At 43.2% G+C, this 24,883-nt stretch carries 17 protein-coding genes; 15 read left to right on the top strand and 2 right to left on the bottom strand.

The window, feature by feature from the left end; genetic code table 11:
* Positions 1 to 192 precede the first annotated feature (192 nt).
* The 7 genes from FNH22_RS25180 to FNH22_RS25150 all read left to right on the top strand — a co-directional run bounded on the left by FNH22_RS25180 (position 193) and on the right by FNH22_RS25150 (position 10,560).
* Positions 193 to 3,465, top strand: a complete 3,273-nt coding sequence (locus tag FNH22_RS25180; protein WP_143401275.1) for a SusC/RagA family TonB-linked outer membrane protein — start codon at positions 193 to 195, stop codon at positions 3,463 to 3,465.
* Between the two features lie 20 nt (positions 3,466 to 3,485).
* On the top strand, positions 3,486 to 4,904 hold the full coding sequence (locus tag FNH22_RS25175) for a SusD/RagB family nutrient-binding outer membrane lipoprotein (protein ID WP_143401274.1): 1,419 nt from the start codon (positions 3,486 to 3,488) through the stop codon (positions 4,902 to 4,904).
* Positions 4,905 to 4,966: 62 nt separating this feature from the next.
* On the top strand, positions 4,967 to 5,665 hold the full coding sequence (locus FNH22_RS25170) for a hypothetical protein (protein ID WP_143401273.1): 699 nt from the start codon (positions 4,967 to 4,969) through the stop codon (positions 5,663 to 5,665).
* A gap of 3 nt (positions 5,666 to 5,668) precedes the next feature.
* Entirely contained in the window at positions 5,669 to 7,078 is a 1,410-nt protein-coding gene (locus FNH22_RS25165; RefSeq protein ID WP_143401272.1) for a hypothetical protein, read from the top strand.
* A 130-nt stretch (positions 7,079 to 7,208) separates the two neighbouring features.
* Positions 7,209 to 7,475 (top strand): hypothetical protein, encoded by a 267-nt coding sequence (locus tag FNH22_RS25160; RefSeq protein ID WP_143401271.1) that lies wholly within the window; start codon positions 7,209 to 7,211, stop codon positions 7,473 to 7,475.
* Positions 7,476 to 7,591: 116 nt separating this feature from the next.
* On the top strand, positions 7,592 to 8,254 hold the full coding sequence (gene pgmB / locus FNH22_RS25155; protein WP_143401270.1) for a beta-phosphoglucomutase: 663 nt from the start codon (positions 7,592 to 7,594) through the stop codon (positions 8,252 to 8,254).
* Positions 8,251 to 10,560, top strand: a complete 2,310-nt coding sequence (locus tag FNH22_RS25150; protein WP_143401269.1) for a glycoside hydrolase family 65 protein — start codon at positions 8,251 to 8,253, stop codon at positions 10,558 to 10,560. The genes pgmB and FNH22_RS25150 overlap by 4 nt, the downstream gene beginning before the upstream one ends.
* Before the next feature lie 41 nt (positions 10,561 to 10,601).
* Here FNH22_RS25150 and murQ read toward each other — a convergent pair whose 3' ends face one another.
* Positions 10,602 to 11,432 carry an N-acetylmuramic acid 6-phosphate etherase gene (gene murQ, locus FNH22_RS25145; protein ID WP_143401268.1) on the bottom strand — a complete coding sequence of 277 codons (831 nt, stop codon included), beginning with the start codon at positions 11,430 to 11,432 and terminating at the stop codon, positions 10,602 to 10,604.
* A 21-nt stretch (positions 11,433 to 11,453) separates the two neighbouring features.
* Positions 11,454 to 12,206 carry a DeoR/GlpR family DNA-binding transcription regulator gene (locus tag FNH22_RS25140; protein ID WP_143401267.1) on the bottom strand — a complete coding sequence of 251 codons (753 nt, stop codon included), beginning with the start codon at positions 12,204 to 12,206 and terminating at the stop codon, positions 11,454 to 11,456.
* 215 nt (positions 12,207 to 12,421) lie between these two features.
* Here FNH22_RS25140 and nagB point away from each other — a divergent pair, with 215 nt between their 5' ends.
* The 8 genes from nagB (at position 12,422) to FNH22_RS25100 (ending at position 24,087) form a co-directional block, all read left to right on the top strand.
* The gene (gene nagB, locus FNH22_RS25135) at positions 12,422 to 14,365 is read left to right on the top strand and encodes a glucosamine-6-phosphate deaminase (RefSeq protein WP_143401266.1); all 1,944 of its coding nucleotides are present in this window, start codon (positions 12,422 to 12,424) and stop codon (positions 14,363 to 14,365) included.
* A gap of 24 nt (positions 14,366 to 14,389) precedes the next feature.
* Positions 14,390 to 17,377: a TonB-dependent receptor plug domain-containing protein gene (locus FNH22_RS25130; protein ID WP_143401265.1), complete on the top strand. Its 2,988-nt coding sequence runs from the start codon at positions 14,390 to 14,392 to the stop codon at positions 17,375 to 17,377.
* A 12-nt stretch (positions 17,378 to 17,389) separates the two neighbouring features.
* Entirely contained in the window at positions 17,390 to 18,697 is a 1,308-nt protein-coding gene (locus tag FNH22_RS25125) for a RagB/SusD family nutrient uptake outer membrane protein (RefSeq protein ID WP_143401264.1), read from the top strand.
* 253 nt (positions 18,698 to 18,950) lie between these two features.
* Positions 18,951 to 19,421, top strand: coding sequence for a GNAT family N-acetyltransferase (locus FNH22_RS25120; RefSeq protein ID WP_370513197.1), 471 nt, complete (start codon positions 18,951 to 18,953; stop codon positions 19,419 to 19,421).
* Complete coding sequence (locus FNH22_RS25115) at positions 19,414 to 20,694, top strand: MFS transporter (protein WP_143401262.1); 1,281 nt, start codon at positions 19,414 to 19,416, stop codon at positions 20,692 to 20,694. Before FNH22_RS25120 ends, FNH22_RS25115 begins: the two co-directional genes overlap by 8 nt.
* Positions 20,694 to 22,295 (top strand): glycoside hydrolase family 3 protein, encoded by a 1,602-nt coding sequence (locus tag FNH22_RS25110; protein WP_143401261.1) that lies wholly within the window; start codon positions 20,694 to 20,696, stop codon positions 22,293 to 22,295. Before FNH22_RS25115 ends, FNH22_RS25110 begins: the two co-directional genes overlap by 1 nt.
* Entirely contained in the window at positions 22,295 to 22,966 is a 672-nt protein-coding gene (locus FNH22_RS25105; protein WP_143401260.1) for a bifunctional 2-polyprenyl-6-hydroxyphenol methylase/3-demethylubiquinol 3-O-methyltransferase UbiG, read from the top strand. The genes FNH22_RS25110 and FNH22_RS25105 overlap by 1 nt, the downstream gene beginning before the upstream one ends.
* Before the next feature lie 38 nt (positions 22,967 to 23,004).
* The gene (locus FNH22_RS25100; protein ID WP_143401259.1) at positions 23,005 to 24,087 is read left to right on the top strand and encodes an anhydro-N-acetylmuramic acid kinase; all 1,083 of its coding nucleotides are present in this window, start codon (positions 23,005 to 23,007) and stop codon (positions 24,085 to 24,087) included.
* Positions 24,088 to 24,883: the final 796 nt, after the last annotated feature.

Raw genomic sequence — 24,883 nt, 5'->3', positions numbered from 1 at the left:
TTTTGGCCCGTTATTTTACGGCTGGTAAACCAGTCATAATGTTGTTCGTAGGGATAAAAGCTTCATTGACCCTTCGAAAACTGTATTTCAGGTAATCTGCGTGATTCGTGGAGACTTGATAGTAGGTAAATTGAATCTTCCCGCTCTTTAAAAAGCTGGAAGAATATTTCAAAACCTAACCTACTAATGTTTATGAAGAAGAATTTACTGTTAAACGTATGTTTAATTTTCTCACTTTTGGTTTGTCAGCAGCTCTTTGCGCAAACCAGAACAGTGACAGGAAAAGTTACCTCGCCAGATGATGGTTCCGATCTGCCCGGGGTGAATGTAGTTGTGAAAGGTACAAGTCTGGGTACTATCACAGATATAGACGGCAAATATGCTATAGTCGTCGAAGATGGAGGCACACTGGTTTTCTCATTTGTCGGATTTGAATCACAGGAAGTAGTTGTTGGCTCTAAGTCGGTGATTGACGTAGTGATGGTTTCCGACATCAAACAACTTTCGGAAGTGGTGGTAACTGCTATCGGCCTGGAAGCTAATAAACGTGACCTTGGATATTCAGTCCAAACTGTACAGGCAGAGGAAGTGACCAGATCAGGAGAAACTAACATGGTAGCCGCCTTGGCCGGTAAGGCTGCCGGTGTGCAGGTAACCAGTTCCGGAGGAGCTGCGGGTGCAGCAGCTCAAATCAGAATTCGGGGTAATAGCACTATCATAGGTCAAAACTCACCTTTATTTGTAGTGGACGGTGTACCTATTGATAATAGTACATTTAATACTTCTGACTCTCCGGAAGATGCTGTGAGCGACCTTGGATCAGGTGGAGTAAATAACTCCAACCGGGCCATTGACATTAACCCGGACGATATTGGCTCATTAACAGTGTTAAAAGGGCCGGCAGCGACAGCGCTTTATGGAATACGGGCCTCCAATGGTGCCATTATTATCACCACCAAAAGAGGTACAAATACAAAAGGAAAACCTAAGATCAGTTTTAGCACTTCAGCCACGTTTGACCGGGTGAATAAACTTCCGGAATTGCAGAAAACATATGCGCAGGGAAACCCTGTTGAGACTGCTGAAGGTTCAGAGGTTTTTGTGACCACTTTTGAAAGTCCGATGACAGGATCCTTTACAGGCTTTAGCTGGGGGCCTAATATCAATGATTTACGTTATTCGGATACACCTTCTATCTGGGACAGAAATGGGTTGATCGTATCTGCTGATGATCCAAGGGCTACCAACAGAATGGTAAATGCTTATAATAATACGGAGGATTTCTTTGAAACCGGTGTGACCTTAAATAATCACATCAGTGTTTCAGGAGGGTCAAATGAGATCACTTATTACCTTTCAGCCGGCAGGATGCATCAAACAGGGATCATTCCTAACAGTGATTTCACCAGAACATCATTTAAAGCCACTATTTCGGCTAAACTGACAGATAAGCTGCGTACAAGCTTTTCAGCGAATTACATCAATTCCGGTGGGAAAAGAGCGCAAAACGGGTCCAATACTTCAGGGGTAATGCTGGGACTGTTGAGAACCTCACCTACGTTCGATAATAGAAATGGTGTAGATCCTGATAATGATGTTTCTGCCTATCAGTTTGAAGACGGTCGTCCCAGGTCTTACCGGGGGTTATTAGGTGACAGGGCCATTTATGATAACCCTTACTGGACCATTTATAAAAACTTCACTACAGATGACGTGAATCGTTTAATAGGGTTTGCTCAGGCATCTTATGACTGGGCGCCATGGTTTACTACCACGGCCAGGTTAGGAGTAGATACCTACAGCGATTTTAGAAAGTTCAGAAATGATATAGGATCAGGGTCATTGCCAGCCGGGCAGATCATAAACCAGTCTATAAATAGTACAGATCTGAATGGAGATATCCTGGGTACGATCAATACCAGCATCAATGAAGACCTGAGCGTGAATGGTACCTTTGGCTGGAATTTTTACAGAAAGCAAGTCGACAACCGTCGGGATGATGGTCAGGGCCTGGCTTCCCGGGGGTTCTTCAACGCGGCAAGCGCTACCTCCGTCAGTTCGGTAGAACGACCTACGGAACGTGAACTATATGGTGTTTACGGAGATATCAGGCTTTCCTATAAAGATGTGCTGTTTTTAAATCTTACCGGCCGTAATGATTGGTCTTCTACTCTGCCGGAAAGCAATAACTCTTTTTTCTATCCAGCCGCAGCTCTAGGGTGGGCTTTTACCGAAACGTTAAACATGGGTAATAAATTTCTTCCCTACGGTAAGTTAAGAGTGTCCTATGGTAAGGTGGGTAACGACGCCTTATTCGCACTTACTTCTTCCGGTTTTTCACAGGCCAGGGTAAGAGATGGGTGGACCAATCCAAATGGTGTTATTTTCCCGGCTTTAGGTACGAATTCTTTTATTCCTGACGGGCAGTTAGGTAATGAACAACTTAAACCTGAATTTACCACCACCTTTGAAGTAGGTGCTGACCTAAGGTTTTGGGGAGGTAAGATCACAGCGGATATCACCTATTACCATGCGCTGTCACAGGATGTGATCAACCTGGTAGATATAGCCAGGTCATCAGGCTTTCTGCGACGTGCCATCAATACAGGTGAGATCGAAAATGAAGGTATAGAAGCGGCCATTACAGCTACATTGATAGAAACCCGGGGCTTCAGCTATGACCTGGGCCTAAACTTTAACAAATACACCACTATTGTCAATGCCATTGCACCCGGGCTTAATGTTATTACCATCGACCCATTTGGAACGCAGCGCATACAACAAGGTGAACCCTTTGGGATCTTTTTCGGTACACGTTTTTTACGCGACGATCAGGGAAGAATGGTCATAGATCCTTCCGACGGATTGCCACTGCAAAACCCAGTGGACGGCAAAGTAGGAGACCCTACGCCTGATTTTACTTTGGGGATACGTAATACATTCACTTATAAAGGTTTGCAACTGTCCTTCTTACTGGATATCAAACAAGGTGGTGATGTATATAATGGCACTAAAGGAGTGTTGAATAACTTCGGTGTGGGTATCGAAACACTGGATCGTGAAGAACGAGTAGTGTTCCCAGGGGTGCTGGCAGATGCAGAAGGTAACCCTACTGATCAGGTCAATACCATTGAAGTGGTTAAAGGCGGTTTCGACCAGGGAGCTAATTTTTATCAGAATTATGGATTTGTAAACCTTGACGAATTAACGGTAGAAGATGCTTCCTGGGTGAGATTACGTGACCTGAATGTATCTTATAGCTTACCTGCCAAATTGCTGGCTAACCTGCCATTTGAAACGGTCAGGTTTGGGTTTTCTGCACGGAATTTATTCCTGATCACGGATTATACAGGCATCGATCCGGAAACGAACCTTACCGGTGATTCAAGCAATGTGTTTGCCTATGATTATTTTAATAATCCAAACACCAGAAGCTACGGAGTTAATTTGAACATTACTTTTTAACCTTAATAAAGAAGTAAGCAATGATAAAAAATATAAAAAATAAGCTAACGATATATTTTGCTGTAGTCCTTATGTTGGCTACTACAGCATGTGATTTTGGAAGTACCAATGTTAATCCGGCTATTCCTTTAGATGTGTCGGCACAGGCTATTGTACCTGCCGCTCAGGCCGGTTTGGCGTTTGCTGTTGGTGGAGAAATGGTGCGTATCAATGGGTTGTTCATGCAGCACTTCCAGGGTATCAACGCGCAGCAATTGGATAACTATAAGTACCTGGTAAAAGCCGGTGATATGGACGGTGTTTGGCGAAGAACGTACCATCACAGCCTGAATCCATTGGTAACCGTTTTAAGGAAAGCGGAAAACGAAGGGTCACTTCATACTGCGGCGATGGCTAAAATACTCATCGCACATGGTATTGGAAGCCTTTCAGATATGTTTGGAGATGTGCCCTACACTACAGCCTTTCAGGGGCTTACGGAAGATAATTTCTTTCCTGGGTATAATACCCAGCAAGATATCTATACGATAGTGCACAGATTGTTGGATGAGGCTATTACAGCGTTTGAGGCTGACGACGGTGATGGTATACCGTTAGGTGGAGAAGACCTGATGTACGGCGGTGATCCGGAGGCCTGGATAAAAGTAGCGCACTCTTTGAAAGCTAAGTATTACCTGCATACGTCAAAAGTGGACAGTGACGCATACATTAACGCGCTTGCCGAATTGAGTGAAGGCATCGCTTCTAATGCCGAAGATTTTCAGTTTTTGTTTGGTTCTGGTCCCAACGAAGCTAATCCTCAGTTTCAGTTCTCGCAGGATCGGGGGGGTAACATAAAGATGGATAATACTTTTGTCAGACTCATGTTGGACCTTGATGATCCAAGGTATAGCGAGTTAGTGGTACCTGTGTTACAAAAGGATGATAATGAAGTAGTCACAGATACTGTTTTTTCATTTGATGTAGGTACGTTCTATTCTAAAATAAATTCGCCGGTTATTTATATGAGTTATGCAGAGATGAAGTTTATTGAAGCTGAGGCCGAATTAATGCAGAATGATGATGTAACGGCTGCCGAAAATGCACTGACCGAGGCTATTACTGCGTCACTGGAGAAAATAGTAGGTACGGTAGATGCCGCTTATGTGGCGGATAACAGTGACCTGGATAGCTTTGCCAATAATACGGAGCGGCTAGAGCAAATTATAACACAGAAGTACATAGCCTTGTATTCTCATGGGTTAGAAACCTGGACGGACTTCCGGCGAACGGGTTTCCCGGCTTTAACTCCTGTCGACGGGGGGAACAATACCTTCAATTTAAATGGAGAAATACCCAGAAGGTTGCCTTACCCACAAACAGAGATTGATTTGAATAATAGTAATGTCCCGATCACTTCACCCAATTTTCAGGACCGGTTCTGGTGGGATCAGGAATAATGTATAAATGTTGAAGTAATAATGCGGAGGAGGTATTTCATGCCTCCTCTCTCTTTTTAGAAATGAAATATTTTTTTGTCACTGCTATGTTCCTGGTAGGAGGGACCGTGTCTTACGGCCAGGTGCGTCAACGAGCAGGAAAACTTTTTGTAAATACCGCTCCCGGAGGAATCATAGAAGTCAAAGACATGCCTGTTGCTGAAGACCTGGGTACCATCTACCTGGAGGATGACTGGTCGGTAGGTAGTATCCGCCTAAAGAATGAGCGGGACATTGAAAACTATCCCATCAGGTATGACCTGGAAAACAACCGGTTTGAATTCAACTATCATGGTCAGGTACGTGTACTTCCCGGATCTACCGTTACTCGCTTTGAATACGTTGACAAGAATGATCAACACAGGTTTTACGAACGTTCAGATCACTTACTTTCTGAAGAACCTCTGACCAATGGCTTCATGGAAGTAGTGGTAGCAGGTGATCCGGGTTTGTACTTAAAAATACATCTCAATATTCTAAAACCCTCCTATGTGACGGCGCTTGATGTAGGTGAGCGCTCGAGTAAAATTGTGAAAAAGGAGATATTTTATTTTTTGATCAAGGATGAACTGATCAAACTACCTTCTAACAGGAAAAAATTTACAGTGCTTTTGCACTCATTGGGTCTTGAGGTAAATGATTACATAAAGACCCATCGGCTTGATGTTAAAGACAGGGTAGATTTGATAAAAATCGCAAATTTTTTGAATGCAGACCCGTAATATATGTTTGTTAAGTCAGTTTTTGTGGTGTTTTATACCTTCTTTCCTTTACTGTTGGTAGCACAAGACCAGCCTCTTGGTGAAATAATTGATACGGTCCGTTGTCTCAGGGAACCCACTCAATCTTACGCATTGTACCTGCCTACTTCCTACAGTCCTGATCAAAACCGGCCGGTGGTCATCGTCTTTGAGCCAGCTGCCAGGGGCGCTTTGCCTATTAAGCAATTTCAGAGAGCTGCAGAGAAGCTGGGGTACATTGTACTGGCTTCCAATAACTCGCGAAATGGCTCCTGGGACATAGCCCTCGGATCAGCTGAAGCCATGTTGGCGGATGTGGTTGAAAGATACGCAGTGGATAAAGATCGTATCTATACTTCCGGGTTTTCCGGAGGATCCAGAGTGGCGACCAGCGTAGCTGTGATTACAGGTCAGGTTGAAGGTGTGATTGCCTGTGGTGCGGGCTTTCCTAATGTGGCAGAATATAAGCCCAAGCCTATACATCGGTTCTCGTACGTGGCGTTAGTTGGAGATAAAGATATGAATTACCAGGAGCATACGCAGGTGAAGCAGGAGCTGGATAAAATGGGTTTGAGAAATAATAAAATAGTATTTTCAGGCATTCATCAGTGGCCTCCTGCCAATCAAATAGTAAGGGCCTGTTATTGGTTAGAGTTACAGGCATTTAAAAAGGGACTGGACAGTAATGAGCACTGGAACGCTAACCAAACTTTTGAACAGTTCACCGTTTATGCAGACAGCTTACACGCGGTTGGAAACCTGGCAGGGGCAGAGGAGGTCTATCACCAAATAATCACAGACTTTGATGGGATACTGGACCTGAAATTGATAAAAGACAAGTTGGAAGCTATCAGGCTCAGCAAAGCCTTTAAGAAACAGCAAAAGACTGCAGAAAAGATCAACCGGAAAGAGCTGGCGAATCAATTGAGAATTGATGAAGCTTTTAATGAAGCGCTGCACACACAGCTTCGTGTGCAGAAGGATTCCACTATAAAAACAGTGACCTGGTGGTACCATGAAATTGACTTCTGGAAGAAGATAGCAAAAACTGCTGACCTTGAAAAGCGTCATATGGCTTTGAGGCTTATTAATTTCATTTGGGCCAAATTCGCCACTTCCAGTTTCAGCTTTAGTCAAAAAGGAGCGCTGGGTACAGCTGTTACTTTTACAGATATTTGGCTGCGTGCTGAACCTGAAAGTAAATGGGCGCATTGGAGTATGGCTAAGCTTATGGCCCGTAAAGGAGATGTAGAGAAGTCAATAGCGCATATCAAAGTTGTTGCCTCAGACAATAAAAACTTTCGTGGAAAGGCCATCAGACGGGAGCCATCCTTTACCACTATTCTGGATGACCCACGGATCCGGGAAGTGATACACGCATTGGATCATGAATAAAACCGTTTTTGTCGATATCCGGAAGACAAGACAGATAAAGACCAGGAAATTTTCATAATAGTGCCTTTACCTATCAAACGCTAAGGGCAATTACCTGCGGTCAGCTATATTTGAGATTAACGTATAGTGTATGACTAAACTATTAATAGATATCATAGGGTGGGTAGGTTCCTTTGAAGTTATTCTGGCTTATGCCATGATCAGCTATCATAAAACTACCGCTAAATCATTGACCTATCAGCTTTTAAACCTTACAGGCGGAGCGTTTCTGATTGTGAATACAATATATTATGGTGCTTTTCCTTCAACGGCTATCAATGCGGTGTGGTTAGTTATTGCCACTGTTGCTATTTATAATATTTTCAAAAATAAAGAGAAAAATTATAATGATAAATAACTGATAATCATGTTTTTATAATTTAGAAATCGTTTGCGGAAATGTTTGCGGAGTTAGCTGTCATTTTCTTGAAAATTTGTATTCATTAAGCCTATTTTTGTGCTTTATTTAACAATATGGCAGAAATTAAGGCGCTCATTTTTGATTTGGATGGGGTGATTGTAGACACGGCAGAGTATCATTATGCTGCCTGGAAACGTTTGGCTGATCAGCTTGGTATAACCTTCACCAAAGCGGATAATGAGCTTTTAAAAGGAGTCAGTAGGGTAAAGTCATTTGACATATTATTGGGTTTGGGACCGGTTGAGATGTCTGAAGGGGAAAAAGAACCTTATCGTGATCAGAAAAACAAATGGTTTGTGGAGTACATTTCTAAAATGACCCCGGCAGATATCTTGCCAGGGGTAGTTGACTTCATAGCCAGGGAAAAAGAAAACAACCGAAAGATTGTGCTTGGATCAGCATCAAAAAATGCAGCTAGTGTGTTGAAAAATGTAGAGTTGATAGATGCTTTTGATGCCATAGTGGATGGCACTCATGTATCTGCCGCCAAGCCGGATCCGGAGGTATTTTTGAAGGGAGCCGAAGCGGTGCAGGTAGCGCCGAAAAATTGCCTTGTTTTTGAAGACGCCGCAGCCGGGGTGGAAGCGGCCATCAATGGGGATATGTACTGTGTAGGGATAGGAGCGCCTGAAGTTTTAGGAAAGGCCCATTGGGTAGTGCCGGGGATCGGATATATTAAAATGGAAGAATTCAAAAGAAAAATAGAGTCACTATGAAAGACTATATAAAACACAACGAATGGAATATTATAGAAGAAGGTTTCGATCCGAAACTTAATCGTATTTCAGAAAGTCTTTTCAGTATTGGCAACGGCCGGATGGGCCAACGTGCCAATTTTGAAGAAAAATATTCTGGTGACTCTTTGCAGGGAAGTTATGTAGCTGGTGTGTATTATCCGGACAAAACCAGGGTAGGATGGTGGAAAAATGGCTATCCGGAGTATTTCGCTAAAGTGATCAACTCTGCCAATTGGATAGGTATTGACATTGTGATCGATGGAAAGCCATTGGATTTAGCTACTTGTAAGGTCAGGGATTTCCGTCGCGTACTCAATATGAAAGAAGGCTATTTGTTGAGGGAGTTTGTTGCCACCACATCTGACGGAAAAGAGCTTAAGGTACAATCCCAACGGTTTTGTAGTATCGTAGATGATCAGCTCGGCGCTATTCAGTATAATCTAAGCCCTTTGAATTTTAGCGGAGAGATCAAAGTGTCTCCTTACATTGATTTTGATGTGGTCAACGAAGATTCGAATTATGGGGAGAAATTCTGGGAAGAGATGGAGAAATCTGTCAATGGTGAAGGAGGATGGATAGTGGCCCGTACCAATAAACTGGACTTTCATGTGGCGGCAGGGATGAAATGTGTATTGAAGAAAAACGATGCTGTCGTTGATTTGAGCTGGGAGGCTGTTCAGAAAGATAAATATATAGAGACCTATGCCAACATCTATTTGCAGGAAGGAGAATCACTCAAAATAGAAAAGTATGCCTCGATAGTGAGTTCGGAAAACCATGAGAAACTGCAGTTAAGTACCGTTTGTGAAAATGAGTTGATAAAAGCGGTAAAGAAAGGCTTTGAAGTAATGTTACGGGAGCAAGCCGCTGCCTGGGCACTAAAGTGGGAAGAAAGTGATATTCGTATCGATGGTGATGTATCCGCGCAGCAAGGGATACGTTTCAATATCTTCCAGCTGCATCAGACCTATACGGGTGAGGATGAGCGTCTCAATATTGGGCCTAAGGGATTTACAGGAGAAAAATATGGAGGTAGCACCTACTGGGATACAGAAGCTTACTGTTTGCCGTTTTATTTGAGCACAGCGGACCATCATGTAGCCCGCAACCTGCTGCTTTACCGTTATAAGCAATTGGATAAGGCCATTGAAAATGCTTCAAAGCTTGGGTTTGACAACGGTGCGGCCTTATACCCCATGGTGACCATGAACGGAGAAGAGTGTCACAACGAGTGGGAGATCACTTTTGAAGAGATCCACAGGAATGGGGCCATTGCTTACGCTATCTTTGACTATGTACGCTATACAGGGGATGAAGAATATGTAGCTGACTATGGACTGGAAGTACTGATCGCCATTGCACGTTTTTGGAGTCAGCGGGTTAATTACTCCGAAGCCAAAAAGAAATATGTTATGTTGGGCGTTACCGGGCCTAACGAATACGAGAACAACGTAAATAATAACTGGTACACGAACCTGATAGCTTCATGGTGCATGAAGTACGCACTGGAGATGGCCCGTTTTGTGAAAGAACATAATGCTGAAAAATACGGCCGGTTGGTGCAGCAAATTCATTTTGATGAAGTACAGGAATCTGCCGTTTGGACGGATATAGTTGATAATATGTACTATCCCGTAGACCCTGAAACAGGGATAATCCTACAACAGGAAGGGTACATGGACAAAGAGCAGGTACAAGTAAAAGACCTGGATCCTAAGCACTTGCCGTTAAACCAAAAATGGTCATGGGATAGAATTTTGAGATCCTGTTTCATCAAACAGGCCGATGTGCTACAAGGTATCTATTTCTTTGAAGAGCAATTTGATAAAGAAACTATAGCCAGGAATTTTGAGTTTTATGAAGCGCGTACAGTGCATGAGTCTTCTCTGAGCCCTTGTGTGCACTCTATCTTAGCGGCGCAGTTGGGGCAAAAGGAAAAATCATATGAAATGTACCTGAGAACGGCCCGCCTGGACCTGGATGATTATAACAATGATACCGAAGACGGTTGTCACATCACCAGCATGGCAGGTACCTGGCTATCCGTTGTGAAAGGTTTTGGAGGAATGAAGGTGACGGACGGACAGCTGTCCTTCAACCCGTTCATTCCGGACCAGTGGGACTCTTATTCCTTTAAGATCAGGTTCAGAGACTGGTTGCTCAAGATCAACGTGACACAAGAAAAGGTAGAAGTAGAAAACAGGTCAGAAACCCAGCTGACGATCCAACTGTATGATAAGCCTGTGGTATTACAGCCGCGCCATACGGAAATGGTGACAAGTTAAACCGTGTGGTTTAATTTGTCACCACTTTATTAGGGGAAGAACTAGTGAAGCGATCCTTTTTTATGGAGCATAGCTTCATTTACCGATCCGTGTTTATTTAGTAACTTTAGTGCTTTATCGTGCGTTATGCTCAATTCCTCGACTAGAAAATTGACTCCACGATTCACAAGCTTTTGATTGTTAAGCTGCATATTCACCATCTTATTCCCTTTCACCCGACCTATTTTTATCATCAGGGCCGTAGATAGCATGTTCAAAACCATTTTTTGAGAAGACCCGCTTTTCATGCGAGTGCTCCCGGTCACAAATTCAGGGCCTACTATTATTTCTATGGTAATGTCTGCTACTTCTGAGATAGCGGAGTTGGGATTATTGGTAATACCTCCTGCAAAGGCGCCTAATTGCCTGGCATATGTTAATCCTCCCACCACATAGGGAGTAGAGCCTGAGGCCGCTACACCGATCACAGCGTCATCAGCATTTAGCTTGTACGCTTCCAGGTCCTTTTTAGCCTGCTCAGGATCGTCTTCGGCAAATTCCACTGACTTTCGTATGGCCTGATCTCCACCGGCTATAATGCCTACTACCTTGTTATGAGGCATGCCGTAAGTAGGAGGTATCTCTGAAGCGTCCAATACCCCTAGCCTGCCGGAAGTACCCGCGCCAATATAGAAAAGACGTCCGCCTGTACTAAATTTAGGGAAAATAGCATCGATCATTTCCCTGATCGTAGGCAGGCAATCATGAACGGCCTCAGCCACCTTTTGATCTTCCTGATTAATGTATTCAATGATCTCCATAGTCTCCATAGTTTCCAGGTTATGGTAGATGGAAGGAGATTCGGTGATTTTATTTGTGCGCTCTGGTTTCATAATTTTAAGTGGAGTTTTTGGTCATATTACCGTGATATTTTGGTCCCGGTAGGGTGTTAGTATTTCTGCTGTAACATCGAGTTCTGTGATCAAGCCACTTATGGATTGTATTTCACAGATCTTATAACGTTGTGTTGAGTTCAGTTTTTCTGAAATGGTCAATGAGATCACTTTCTTAGAAGCATTGATCATTGCTTTTTTCATTTGCACCACCTCCCAGTCGAATTCCGTCAAACCATTGGCCGGGTCCAGGTAGCCGGTACCTAAAAAGCAAAGGTCTACTTTTATCTCTGACAGCGTATTTAAAGCGCTGCCTCCTATAGTGATCTGTGCGTCACGTGACAGTTTGCCTCCTATAAATATCACCTCTATATTTTCATGCTGCATGAGCTCTAGTGCCACAGGCAGACTTGGAGTAAAAAAAGTAGCATTTAGTTTGGCGGGTAAACGTTTCACTAATTCCAGGTTGGTAGTTCCGCCGCTAATCAATATTACACTGTCGGGTTCTATCAGCTCTACGGCTTTTTTAGCTATGATGGCTTTATTTTCGAAGGCATAAATGTCTCTGTTTACATCATTTGAGTAATGAAAGCCGATTGAAATAGCGCCACCGTGCACCTTCTTAAGCTTCTTGGCTTCGTCAAGCTCAGTGATATCTCTTCTCACTGTGTCCATGGAAACATTCAAAAGATGGGCCAGATCAGCCAGAAGAACCCTGCTATGTGTTCGTACCTCATGTAAAATGAACTGTTGCCGATCCCTTTTTTTTGCCATTAAATACTGCGTTTACCTCGATTTTAAGCACTAAATGTAGTTAAAAAATCTCTCAGATTCCATTAATATGCAACAATATATCGCATTATGCTTTTTTATATTGCATAATTGGACTCTATTTGACATGTTTTATTGCAATTAATAATTAATCTAGCTAGATTTAGTTTATTAATTGCAAAATAGGCTATTATTCAATCTTTAATTGCTAAATCTATATGAAAGAGATACTCGAAAAACTGGAAAATGGATTTCATAAAATGGAAGCCAAAAAGTTCGAGAAAATAAACACGTCCATTTACAATAGCTCGGACCACGCTTCTATGCAAGTGGCAAAAGCAATTGCCGAGTTGATCAAAGACAAAGCTGCCAAAGGTGAATACGCCGTGTTGGGATTAGCTACCGGTTCCAGTCCGACACGTGTTTACGATTACCTCATCAGGTTTCACGAAGAGGAGGGCTTGAGTTTTAAGAACGTGGTTACGTTCAACCTGGATGAATATTACCCTATGGACTCGAACAGCCTTCAAAGCTATGTCCGGTTCATGAAGGAGCATTTGTTTGACCATATAGATATTGATCCAAAAAATGTTAATATACCGGATGGAGACCTTGAATTAGATCAGATCAAAGCCTATTGTAATGATTATGAGGCGAGAATAAAAAATCTGGGAGGGTTGGATATTCAACTTCTGGGTATCGGACGTACAGGTCATATCGGATTTAACGAACCAGGTTCGTCCATTAACAGTCGCACCCGTTTGATACGCCTGGACAGGGTGACACGTCGTGATGCTGCCAGTGATTTTTTTGGAGATGAAAACGTGCCGTCCCGGGCGATCACTATGGGAGTGGGTACCATCATGGAGGCCAAAAAAGTTTACCTTATAGCCTGGGGTGAAGGTAAAGCGAAAGTGATCAAGGAAGCAGTGGAGGGAGAGGTGAAAGCGTCATTGCCAGCTTCTTTTCTTCAGCAGCACAAAAACTGTGAATTCATCATAGATGCCGCTGCGGCCAGTGAGCTTACCCGTGAAAAAACACCATGGCTGGTAGAAGAATGTCAGTGGACAGAAAAGCTTATTACCAAAGCTACCATCTGGCTTGGAAATAAATTGGACAAAGCCATACTGAAACTTACCAACGAAGACTTTAATGAATTCGGTATGGGGTCATTGATTGCTGAGTATGGCTCTGCTGAAGAGATTAACCTCAAGGTATTCAACCTTTTACAGCGAACTATCACCGGATGGCCCGGCGGTAAGCCTAAAGTAGATGATTCTACAAGACCGGAGCGTGCCGCTCCATTTCCTAAATCCAGCGTGATTTTTAGCCCGCACCCTGATGATGATGTGATCTCCATGGGGGGTACTTTGCTGCGTTTAGTGGACCAGGGGCATGATGTACATGTTGCCTACCAAACTTCGGGAAACATTGCAGTTTTTGATGATGAAGTGCTGCGTTTTCTGGATTTTACCCGTGAGGTGATCGACAATGAAGCTACTAATGAACAGCTTTCCGAAACGATCAAAAAAGTAAAAGAGAACATTAAAAATAAGAAACCCGGAGAAGTGGACCCTCCGGAAATACAAAATTACAAGGGACTGATCCGAAAAGGAGAGGCCAAAGCCGCCTGCAGGTATTGTCAGGTGAAAGAAGATAATATCCACTTTTTAAACCTGCCATTTTACGAAACGGGTACGGTCAGGAAGAAACCTATAGGAGAAGAAGATGTGCAGATCATTTATGATCTGTTGAGTAAGACCAAACCCCATCAAATATTTGCTGCCGGAGACCTGTCAGACCCTCACGGTACCCATCGCGTATGCCTGGATGCCATCTTTCAAGCAGTACACCGCTTGAAAGATGAAGGAGCTAAATGGCTTAACGATACCTACGTGTGGTTGTATCGCGGCGCATGGCAGGAGTGGGACATTTTTGACATCGAAATGGCTGTTCCCATTGGTCCTAAAGACCTTATGCGTAAGCGTAAAGCCATCTTTAAACATCAGTCGCAGAAAGATGAGGCAATGTTCCCAGGGAATGACAAGCGTGAATTCTGGCAAAGGGCCGAGGATAGAAATCACGAAACCGCTATTCAATACAACCGACTAGGACTACCCGAATATGAAGCCATCGAAGCCTTCGTCAGATGGAAATTCTAATTCAAACCTTTAATATAAATATGTATGACAAAAACAATTACTAGTTATTATTTACGGGGGTTGCACTACCTGGGTAGTTTTTTAGTGCTTTTGGTGTTAAGCGTTAGCACTTATGCCCAAAGTGATTATACCTTTCAAGGTACGGTAACCGGCGATAGTGGAGAACCTGTGCCCGGCGCAACGGTCCAGATTGAGAACACCAACTTTGGTACGGTCACAGATATTGATGGGGCTTACGTTTTTCAGGCGAATTTGGCACAAGGAAACTATACCTTGGTATGTCGCTCACTAGGGCAACTTACGAAGAAAATCACATTGGATCTGGCAAGTCAGACTACGATAGTCAATGATATTGGTATGGTTACTGATATTCTGAACCTTGACGAGATAGTGATCACAGGTACATCAGTGGCTACCAGTAAGAGACAATTAGGAAATGCTATTTCTACTGTAAAAAGTGAGGACATTGCTCAGTCTAATTCGGTTGATTTAACAGCAGCGCTAACAGGTAAAGTGGCCGGTGCGCTTATTCAACAAAATTCAGGTAACCCGGCCGGTGGAATTAGTGTGAGATTGAGAGGAGTCAGCACACTGGCAGGTAGCTCAGACCCACTTTACATTGTTGACGGTGTTATTGTAGATAACAGTTCAAACGGTGTCATTGACATTGGAGGTGCTTCACAAAATAGGTTGGTGGATATTAATCCACAAGACATTGAGAGTATTGAGATCATCAAAGGAGCCGCAGCCGCAGCAATATATGGCTCCAGGGCAAATAACGGCGTGGTCCAGATCTTTACTAAGAGAGGTCAGGCAGGAAAATCTCAATTAACGTTTGGTACAACACTGCGTGTACATGAAAGAAGAAAGGAAATTGAGTTCAATGATTTTCCTTTTGTTTTTGGAGAAGACCCTGGCACGGGAGACGAAGTTTTGGTGCCTACTCAGCGATTTGACTATTATGATGATGTATTTAGGACCGCTGTAGGAACGGATAACTTTTTAAGTTTAAAAGGAGGTAATGAAAATACCAGGTACTATGTATCAGGCTCTTATTTATTGAATGAAGGGATCATTAAAAATCAGGACTTTGAAAGATATGGTCTTAGGCTGCGGATTGACCAGGTAATCAATGATTGGGCATCTTTATCCCTTGGGTCTAATTTTTCTTATAGTAATAGTAACGATGTTCCTAACGGTGGTATTGCTGCATCTTATGGAGTACTGACGGCGATAAGTTTTAACAACAATATCACAGATCCTAATAAGGATCCTGTTACAGGGGAATTTCCGAGTCTGGGAGGTTTTGTAAACCACCTGGATGCGCTTGAGAATTTTGATTTTAGTACAAATACTAAACGATACATAGGAGACTTGCAGTTGAACTTGAACCCAATAGAGGGCCTTGATATTTCATATGTGTTGGGCATTGATACTTATACGGAACAAGGTAAAGCCTTTATCCCTCCAGGAACCACAGTCGGGGGATTTGGTAATGGTTTTTCGAGGAGAGCAGATCTAAACAGATTTCAAATCAATAATGACCTTACGGTAGGCTTCCAGAAGAAAATTAGCTCTTCAATAACTTCAACGACCTCTATTGGAGGAACACTACAATATGAAATAGTAGAATCCATTGCATTGAATGCTATTAACCTTGTGCCATTCGTTCAAGTTTCCACGGGAGGTGATCTGGATGCAAGAGGTGATTCTCGGTCTGAGATTGTTGTTCAGGGGGCTTATCTCCAGCAAACATTTGGCTTTCAAGATAAATTGTTCCTCACAGGAGCTATTAGAGTAGATGGGTCTTCTGTTTTTGGCGAAGACGAAAGGACACAGACTTACCCGAAGTTAAGCGGTAGTTATGTCCTTTCTGAAGAAAACTTCTGGCAAGGGCTTAACAACATAGCGCCATTAGTCAAATTCAGAGCGTCTTATGGGGAAGCTGGCAACCTTACGGGCATTGGACCATTTGATCGGTTTACTAATGTAAATGTAGCAGGTGGATCAGGGTTATTACCGTCCACACAGCGGGGAAATCTGGATGTCAGGCCTGAGAGACAAAAGGAACTTGAATTTGGAGTTGATCTGGCTTTTTTGAACAATAAGGTTGGGGTAGAATTCACATATTACGACAAGAAAGTGGAAGATCTACTCTTGAACAGAACATTGGCACCAACTACAGGTTTTCAAAATCAAAGATCCAATGTGGGTACTTTAGAAAATAATGGTATCGAACTTTTGATAAGGGCTACTCCTTTTGCTAACCAGGATTTTTCATGGACCGTTACCGGTATTTTTAGTACTAACGAAAATGAAATAAGTGGTCTGGAAGAAGATTTTATACTACTGCCGGGTAGTTTTGGGCAGTCAGCCGTATTAAATGGAGAGTCTTTAGGAGTATTTTATACAACTTATACAGCGACCAATCCGGATGGAACACCACTTCTGACAGACGCTGGCCTTCCCCAACGTGACAGAGTAGGTCGTGATGCCGATGGCCAGCCTGTCGGGGCACTAGCTGAAAGAGTTATCGGTGATCCTAATCCGGATTATACAGCTTCATTAATTAATGAAGTGAACTACAAGAATTTCAACTTCAGATTGCAATTTGATGCCATCCAGGGATTTGATGTATTCAACTTTACGCGTAGGATAGGTGCGCTTGAAGTGTTTGGTAATAGTGACCTCTTTGAACAAGAACTTCGGGGTGAGTTACCAAGAGGCTATAATGGTGGAGGAGCAGCTTTTAGCACATTTGACCGATATATCGAAGATGGCTCATTTGTGAAATTGAGGGAAGTTTCTGTTAGCTATAATACGGCGGTTGAAAGCTTAGGTATATCGCGTTTGAGTATAACACTTGCCGGTAGAAACTTATTTTCCTTTGATGACTACACAGGAAGAGATCCGGAAACTAATGCTGCAGGGCAGAGCACAGTTAGGGGGTTTGACTTCAACGAAGTACCTATTCCCAGAACCTATTCATTAGGCATTACAGCTACCTTTTAAACCATTAGTGATATGAAGAATATAATCATAAATTTTAAAAATCTATTGATAGCGCTATCAGTAGCATTTATAATCACTTCATGTGATATGGATATTCCAAATCCCAATGCCGCCACACTTACAGAAGCTTCAGGCGATCAGGCGGGTTTAATAGCCATGTCTGCTGGCATGGGGATAGCTTATCAGAGTGCTTTGGAACGAATTATACTAACACCAGGTATAACAGCAAGAGAAGTAGAGGTCACGAACACATTTATAAATTTGCTTGAACTGGGAGAAGGTGGTACAGTACTTTCAGAAAATAACGGTAATATTATTGGATTATGGTCCAGGTTGTATCGTGTGATAGGAACAGCCGATGTAATCATAGCTAACGCTTCAGAGGTGATATCCGATCCGGCCGTTGAGTCAGCTGTATTAGGTGTGGCGCATTTCTATAAAGCTGCGTCGTTGGGATATTTAATACAATCCTTTGAAAGAGTGCCTACCAGTACAAATGCTGATGGAAATGCGATGTTCAGTTCACGCGCCGATGTATTGGCGGAAGCCATAAAACTTTTAGATGATGCCAGCGCTCTTTTATCCAGCAATGCTCCAAGTTCCTCCGTGGTAAGTTCTTTTGGAAACGATTTTGATTTGGTCAATATGATCAACGCATATCGCGCCAGATTAAATCTAATGGCTGGCAATTTCCAGGCAGCCATTGATGCAGCGAATTTAGTGGATTTGACCTCGGAATCGTATTTTACATTTAATTCCGAAAACCAAAATCCAATTTTTCTAAATACAAATTTGGCTACTGAGTTCAACTATTCTCCGATAGATGATTTTGGTATTGAAGGCGTAAATCCAGCGGATGGCAGAATTGATTTTTATCTCGATCCAGTTGATTCAACCGGACAATTCGATTTTAACATATCTTTTTTAAAGGGTTTTTTCGATGAATCAGATAAAAGTATCCCGGTTTATTTACCGGGCGAAGTGACTCTGATCAAAGCAGAAGCCTTTGCAAGATTGAACCAGTTGGACATGGCCACGGAGGAATTGGATAAGATATTGACCAAAACGGATGATCCAATGGGAGTTAATGCGGATTTACCTGCTTATTCGGGGCCAAATACTCAAGAGGCAATACTAGCTGAAATCCTAAAAAACAGAAATATAGAACTGTTTTTAACCGGGTTAAGACTTGAAGATAGTAAGCGGTTTGGTCAAACGGCACCACCGGCATCCACTCAGTTCAGGAATCGGAATTTATATCCATATCCTGATACTGAAAGGGCCACTAATCCAAATACACCCGATGACCCATCCATTTAGTTTTAGTTACACAGGAGCTGCCGAAATAGGCAGCTCCACTTTTATATGACCCGATTAAATAAGTTTTATACCTCAGTTTTTCAATTATTTGCACTTCCCGCAAATGCCCGAAAGGTATATCCAAAAGACCAATTTGATGAGCGCGTCATATCCTTCATAAATTGTGGCTATGAAAGTGCACCCCGAATGATCCTGCCCGAAAAGTGCAAAGAAAATCTATTCATTAAACCCAAATTATTATACCATGCAAGATATGCTCGTAAGATTGATGGCTTTGCCCGATGTCAGCGCCGCTGAAGACCGGCTGGCAACTGAAGGAGTATTGATCCGGAAGCCCATTGCTCCTGAAAAGAGCTTGCTGACCCAATGGACGGAAGCCAATTTTAGTTCTTTTTGGGCGAGTGAGGTAGAGGTGGCTTTTTCTCAATCACCCGTTTCTTGTTTTATTGCCCAGAAAGAAGGTAAGCCCATAGGATTCGCCTGTTATGAAACTACTTCAAAAAGCTATTTTGGACCTACCGGGGTATTGGAGCAATACCGCGGGTCAGGTATTGGCAAAGTGCTATTGGTAAAAGCATTACAAGCACTGAAAGAACGGGGATATGTCTATGGTATCATAGGTGGAGTAGGGCCGGCGGCCTATTATCAGAAAGCGGTAGGCGCAGTGATTATTGACGGTTCGGAGCAAAGTATTTACAATCATTTATTAAAAAAGAATGGCTGAAAGCAGATCCGTTACCCCCTGGCGCTGGGTACCCTCCTTGTATTACGCCGAAGCATTTCCTTATGTCATAGTAACGGTAGTGTCTGTGATCATGTATAAGCGACTGGAGCTGAGCAATACTGAAATAGCCCTCTACACCAGTTGGTTTTATCTGCCATGGGTGATCAAACCTTTTTGGAGCCCTATTGTGGACTTGAAAAGTACCAAAAGAAAATGGCTCTTATTTATGCAGCTGGCTTTTTCCATAGCTATATTGGGTACAGCCCTTGCACTGCAATTCAACGCCTGGATCTCTTACACCCTTTTCTTCTTTTGGCTTGCGGCATTCAGCTCGGCTACACATGACATTGCAGCAGACGGTTTTTATATGATCGGACTGAAGGAAGAGCAACAATCCTTTTTTATAGGAGTTCGTAGCACGTTTTACCGTCTTGCCTTAATTACAGGTCAGGGCCTTGTAGTGATACTGGCGGGATACCTGGAAGAGTCCCTTCAGGATAATCGCCAGGCCTGGTCCATTACGCTGGCATGTGTGGCGGGGATCATGTTTTTATTGACCTTATATAATTTTTGGTCTATTCCGAAAAAAGAGAGTGTGGAAAAAGCAATGGTCAACCCAATGACCGGGTTCTTTGATGTCTTCATTACGTTTTTTCAAAAGAAACATATCGTCATAGCCATTGCCTATATCCTTTTATACCGGTTAGGTGAATCACAACTTGTAAAAATGGCTTCCCCCTTTCTGCTTGATGACACTTCGGCGGGAGGCCTGGCTTTAAGTACACAGGAAGTAGGATTTATTTACGGTACATTGGGACTGATATCGCTGTCGTTGGGCGGAATTCTTGGTGGGTTTTTGATATCTCGTGATGGCCTGGGAAAATGGATATGGAAAATGGCCCTTGCGCTGAACCTTCCTAATGTACTCTATGTATTACTGGCATACTTTCAGCCACAACAGGTAGAATGGGTGATGGGAGCAGTTGTTGTAGAGCAGTTCGGTTACGGCTTTGGATTTACCTCTTTCATGTTATACCTTATCTACATTGCTGAGGGAGAGACTAAGACGGCACATTATGCCATAGGTACCGGGCTTATGGCACTTGGTATGATGCTGCCCGGTATGGTGAGCGGCTACTTACAGGAATCTATGGGATACCGGATGTTTTTTGTTTGGGTGGTCATTGCGGCAGTGCCGGGCATTTACATCATCCGGCATTTAAGCTTTCCGGGTAATTATGGTAAAAAAGAAACTGAAAATAGTAAAGAGTAATGGAACAACTGACCACCAGCGAAAAAGTGGGGCAACTCTTCTTCCCCGCTGTCTATATCAATGACAGTGATGCCAACATTCGTAAGACGGAACAACTCATCCAACAGTATCATGTTGGTGGGCTCACCTTTTTTCATAGTCCTGAAATGGCGGCTACGAACTATGAGAAAAAACACGATATTCCAAAAAATGAGCGAAGCCATGAGCGGTTGATGGAGCTCATTCAACATTATCAAAGTGTGGCAAAGCATCCGCTCGTGATGAGCATAGATGCGGAATGGGGATTGGCCATGCGCGTAGAAAATACGGAACAATATCCCTATGCCTTGTCATTAGGAGCTTCGTCAGACCCTTACCTGGTGTTTGAAGTAGGTGAAGCCATTGCAAAAGATCTTAAAGCCACCGGGATACATTTAAACCTGGCCCCGGTGATGGATTTGAATGTCAACCCTGCCAACCCTGTAATAGGCTATCGCTCTTTTGGGCAGCACCGGGAAAAAGTCACTGAGCTGGCCCTGGCGTTTTACCGTGGTATGAAGTCAGTAGGTATATTGGGCTGTGCGAAACACTTTCCCGGTCATGGAGATACTTCCGTAGATTCACACCTGGGCCTGCCGACCATAGATAAATCGGAAGCAGCGCTTTACGAGCAGGAATTGTATCCGTTCCAAAAAGCCATTGAAATAGGTATCGACTGCATTATGCCCGGCCATTTGTCCGTTCCGGCATTGTCGGGTTCAGGCAAACCCGCTTCTTTGTCTCATGAAATTGTTACCGGGTTGCTCAGAAAAAAGTTAGGTCATAAAGGGGCTGTTTTTACCGATGCATTAAACATGCATGCAGTATCTAACCTGTATCAAACGCCGGGCGATTTGGAGTGGGCGGCATTTTCTGCCGGAAATGATATATTGTCCTTTTCAAAAAACATACCGGCAGGTATAGAGAAAATACTGAACCAGGCCTCAGAGGAACAGATTGAGGGACATTATCAAAAGGTAAATGAGCTAAAGCAAAAAGCGGGATTAGTAAATGGCGGTCCGGAGGGTTCGGCCGTGCCGCTGACGCCGATGGAAAGTAGTCACCTAAAGCAGAAGGTAGCTGCTTCGGCCATCACAGTGGTGAAGAAGGGCCCGGGTATGCCGTTTCCTGCGGAGAGCCCTGAAAAGATAGGGTTACTTAGCCTGAACAAAAGCGCTGAAAACAACGCCTTCTTCAAAACACTGGTCTCATTCAAAGCCATACCGGCCTATGAGCTGGTAAGCTATTCAGAACCTAAAGCTGCTTTATTGAAAGAGTCACTTACACAATACGATCATGTGATCGTAGCGCTTTATGTGCCACATATCAAACCTGCCGGTAAGTTTGGCCTTGCCCCGGAAATGCTTCAATGGCTTACCGGACTGATGACCGTAAAAAAGGTAGCTTTGGTTGTGTTCGGAAACCCCTATTCGTTGGCACATATCCTTTACGAACGGGCGGACCATGTAATACTGGCGTACCAGGATATGTATGAATTTGAGCAGAAAGCAGCTCAGCTGCTATTTGGAGCTGCGCAGGGAGAGGGAAGTTTACCGGTAGATATAAAAAAAATACTTGCATAATGGATATACTCAAATCATGGCAAACCAACGCGGAAGAATGGATCAAAGTGATTAATGACGGGGACATTGCCTCCCGGAAAGTAACCAGCCCGGCCGTTGTAAAAACGGTAGGAGCTTACCACCCTGCGAAAGTGCTCGACCTTGGATGTGGTGAAGGTTGGCTTACACGCGCGTTGAATGAATTAAATATCCCCACGACCGGTATAGATGCCACGCCGGCACTCATCGACCGTGCAAAAAAACAAGGAAACGGGGTGTTTGATGTGCTTTCTTTTGAGGAGATCATTAAAGGCAACCCCATATCAGGAGCGCCCTATGAAGCTATTGTGTTGAACTTTTGCCTTTATATGAAAGAGGAGACAATACAACTCCTCAATGCATTGAAAAATCATCTGGAAGGCGAACGGCTGATCATTATTCAAACGTTACATCCTATTTCATTTCAACTGGTTAAAATGAAATATGAGGACCAGTGGCTGGACGACTCCTGGAAAGGCCTGCCCGGTAATTTTGTTTTACCACATCGTTGGTATTTCCGCACCTTGTCTTGCTGGTTGGAAACGTTGACTTCGTGTGGTCTAATCCTCAAAGCCATTGAAGAACCCATGGCAGAAGAAGCCGACAAACCTTCCTCAATTATTTTTGTGTGTCAAAGTCAGTCTAACGAATAGAATGCGCCTCAACATTCCAAAATAAATTAATCTAAGCAATGACCATCAAATCTACCTATCATGTTATCGGCTTGATGTCGGGCACCTCACTGGACGGTCTTGATCTGGCCTTTTGCACCTTCGAAAAAAAGGAAGAAAAATGGTCATTCCAACTCCGGGCTTCAAAAAGCATCGATTATACGGCTGACCTTCGTGCCAGGCTCAAAGAAAGCGTCCTGCTTTCTGCGGTGGAGTTGCTTCAGTTAAACAATGAATATGGGCAATGGCTTGGCGAACAGGTAGTGCAGTTTGTCAAGGAATATGACATCAAAGCGGATTTTGTAGCCAGCCATGGGCACACCGTTTTTCACCAGCCTGAAAAAGGCATCACTTACCAGATCGGGTCAGGACAAAAAATAGCCAATGCCTGCAGCCTGAAAGTGATCTGCGACTTCCGGACATTGGACGTTACATTAGGTGGGCAAGGCGCCCCACTCGTGCCTATAGGCGACCAACTTCTTTTTTCAGCCTACGATTTTTGCCTTAACCTCGGAGGGATATCCAACGTATCGTTCCACCATCAGGACAAGCGAATGGCATTTGATATTGGTTTGGCCAATATGCCACTCAATTACCTGGTACAGTCCATCGGTAAAACGTATGATGCGAACGGCGCTATGGCCAGATCAGGAAGGCTGGACAAAGCCCTGTTCGATCAGCTCAATCAATTACCTTATTTCAAGGCGCCTTTTCCTAAGTCTACCGGGTACGAGTGGTTTCATGATGAGGTGATGCCGTTATTGGATCAAAGTACTATCAGTGTAGAAGACAAACTTCATACTATGGTCCATCACCTTACCTACCAGGCAGCAGAAGCGATCAAACCTTTCTCCAATGCCCAGGCCCGGCTATTAGTTACCGGAGGAGGGGCCAGAAACGCTTTTCTCATCGAAACATTGCAACAATACCTTGCCGACAAAGTCAGTGTATGTATTCCGGACCCCTCGATCATTGATTTCAAAGAGGCTATCGTTTTTGCTTTAATGGGTGTGCTCTATGAAAGAGGTGAGGTGAATTGCCTGAGTTCCGTGACCGGCGCTGAGAGGGATTGTTGTGGGGGAGTGGGGTATTGGCCGTTGTGATGAGAGTGGGTTGTGTAGTAGGTAACCTCAGGTTTTATTATTAGGAGCACTATGATTCCAGGTAATGAGATTTCCGAAAGGATTCATTACGATCATTTAGACAAAGTTAGTGGTTGTTAAGTTTTGCTAGCCGTTTTTCTAAGAGGCTATCGATTTTATATCGATTCTCATCAAATAGCACGGTTTTCTATATTAAGGTGTAATTAATTATTAGCTTCAGGTAGTTTATGAATTCCGTGGAGTCCCCTTACCACTCAAATAATTATATGATTATTCTAAGGCGTCCAATCAATTATTGAAATAATTCAAAACCATAAAGTGTAAGGATTTTTACGCAAATAGGTAATTATTCAGATAGATGTTCTTAAAAGCTCCTTGTATATCGAAATACACTAAAAAACTGATTAATGTCAGTGTAATATCGAACCCTGAAAAAGGCAAGTTAAAGCCATTCTGAATGCCTAAATTGATTGCTCATGGCAACCTGATTTTTTGAGATTGTCGTCTTTTGGCATTGTCAAAAAAATATGAATCCATGAACCAACGTTTTCCACCTTTCTTGCCTATCATTTCCTTTTCTTTCGACCAGCATAATTGCGATGGCGAATCAGTAATTTACGCAGTTAATGGAAGTGTTGGCTAAAATGCTGCTGATCCAGGAGGAGGTTGAGGTTTCAAGTGGAAAACTGCTGATAGACCAGCCTCAAAGCGAATGCTATATTGGCTTGTCTTCTTCATCACTTCCGGGCAATGTTGGTTTCTAAGAGATAGCAGGGTGGTTGTCATGATGATAGAG

The sequence above is a fragment of the Fulvivirga sp. M361 genome, from assembly GCF_007097395.1.
Taxonomy (GTDB): domain Bacteria; phylum Bacteroidota; class Bacteroidia; order Cytophagales; family Cyclobacteriaceae; genus Fulvivirga.
The sequence above is the reverse complement of the archived record's forward strand: the minus strand, read 5'-3'. Positions and strand labels throughout refer to the sequence as shown.

What these genes read in the sequence shown, in the direction of transcription:
- FNH22_RS25180 (WP_143401275.1), top strand. Translation starts at nt 193, where the DNA reads ATGAAGAAGAATTTACTGTTAAACGTATGTTTAATTTTCTCACTTTTG.
- FNH22_RS25175 (WP_143401274.1), top strand. Translation starts at nt 3,486, where the DNA reads ATGATAAAAAATATAAAAAATAAGCTAACGATATATTTTGCTGTAGTC.
- FNH22_RS25170 (WP_143401273.1), top strand. Translation starts at nt 4,967, where the DNA reads ATGAAATATTTTTTTGTCACTGCTATGTTCCTGGTAGGAGGGACCGTG.
- FNH22_RS25165 (WP_143401272.1), top strand. Translation starts at nt 5,669, where the DNA reads ATGTTTGTTAAGTCAGTTTTTGTGGTGTTTTATACCTTCTTTCCTTTA.
- FNH22_RS25160 (WP_143401271.1), top strand. Translation starts at nt 7,209, where the DNA reads ATGACTAAACTATTAATAGATATCATAGGGTGGGTAGGTTCCTTTGAA.
- pgmB (WP_143401270.1), top strand. Translation starts at nt 7,592, where the DNA reads ATGGCAGAAATTAAGGCGCTCATTTTTGATTTGGATGGGGTGATTGTA.
- FNH22_RS25150 (WP_143401269.1), top strand. Translation starts at nt 8,251, where the DNA reads ATGAAAGACTATATAAAACACAACGAATGGAATATTATAGAAGAAGGT.
- murQ (WP_143401268.1), bottom strand. Translation starts at nt 11,432, where the DNA reads ATGAAACCAGAGCGCACAAATAAAATCACCGAATCTCCTTCCATCTAC.
- FNH22_RS25140 (WP_143401267.1), bottom strand. Translation starts at nt 12,206, where the DNA reads ATGGCAAAAAAAAGGGATCGGCAACAGTTCATTTTACATGAGGTACGA.
- nagB (WP_143401266.1), top strand. Translation starts at nt 12,422, where the DNA reads ATGAAAGAGATACTCGAAAAACTGGAAAATGGATTTCATAAAATGGAA.
- FNH22_RS25130 (WP_143401265.1), top strand. Translation starts at nt 14,390, where the DNA reads ATGACAAAAACAATTACTAGTTATTATTTACGGGGGTTGCACTACCTG.
- FNH22_RS25125 (WP_143401264.1), top strand. Translation starts at nt 17,390, where the DNA reads ATGAAGAATATAATCATAAATTTTAAAAATCTATTGATAGCGCTATCA.
- FNH22_RS25120 (WP_370513197.1), top strand. Translation starts at nt 18,951, where the DNA reads ATGCTCGTAAGATTGATGGCTTTGCCCGATGTCAGCGCCGCTGAAGAC.
- FNH22_RS25115 (WP_143401262.1), top strand. Translation starts at nt 19,414, where the DNA reads ATGGCTGAAAGCAGATCCGTTACCCCCTGGCGCTGGGTACCCTCCTTG.
- FNH22_RS25110 (WP_143401261.1), top strand. Translation starts at nt 20,694, where the DNA reads ATGGAACAACTGACCACCAGCGAAAAAGTGGGGCAACTCTTCTTCCCC.
- FNH22_RS25105 (WP_143401260.1), top strand. Translation starts at nt 22,295, where the DNA reads ATGGATATACTCAAATCATGGCAAACCAACGCGGAAGAATGGATCAAA.
- FNH22_RS25100 (WP_143401259.1), top strand. Translation starts at nt 23,005, where the DNA reads ATGACCATCAAATCTACCTATCATGTTATCGGCTTGATGTCGGGCACC.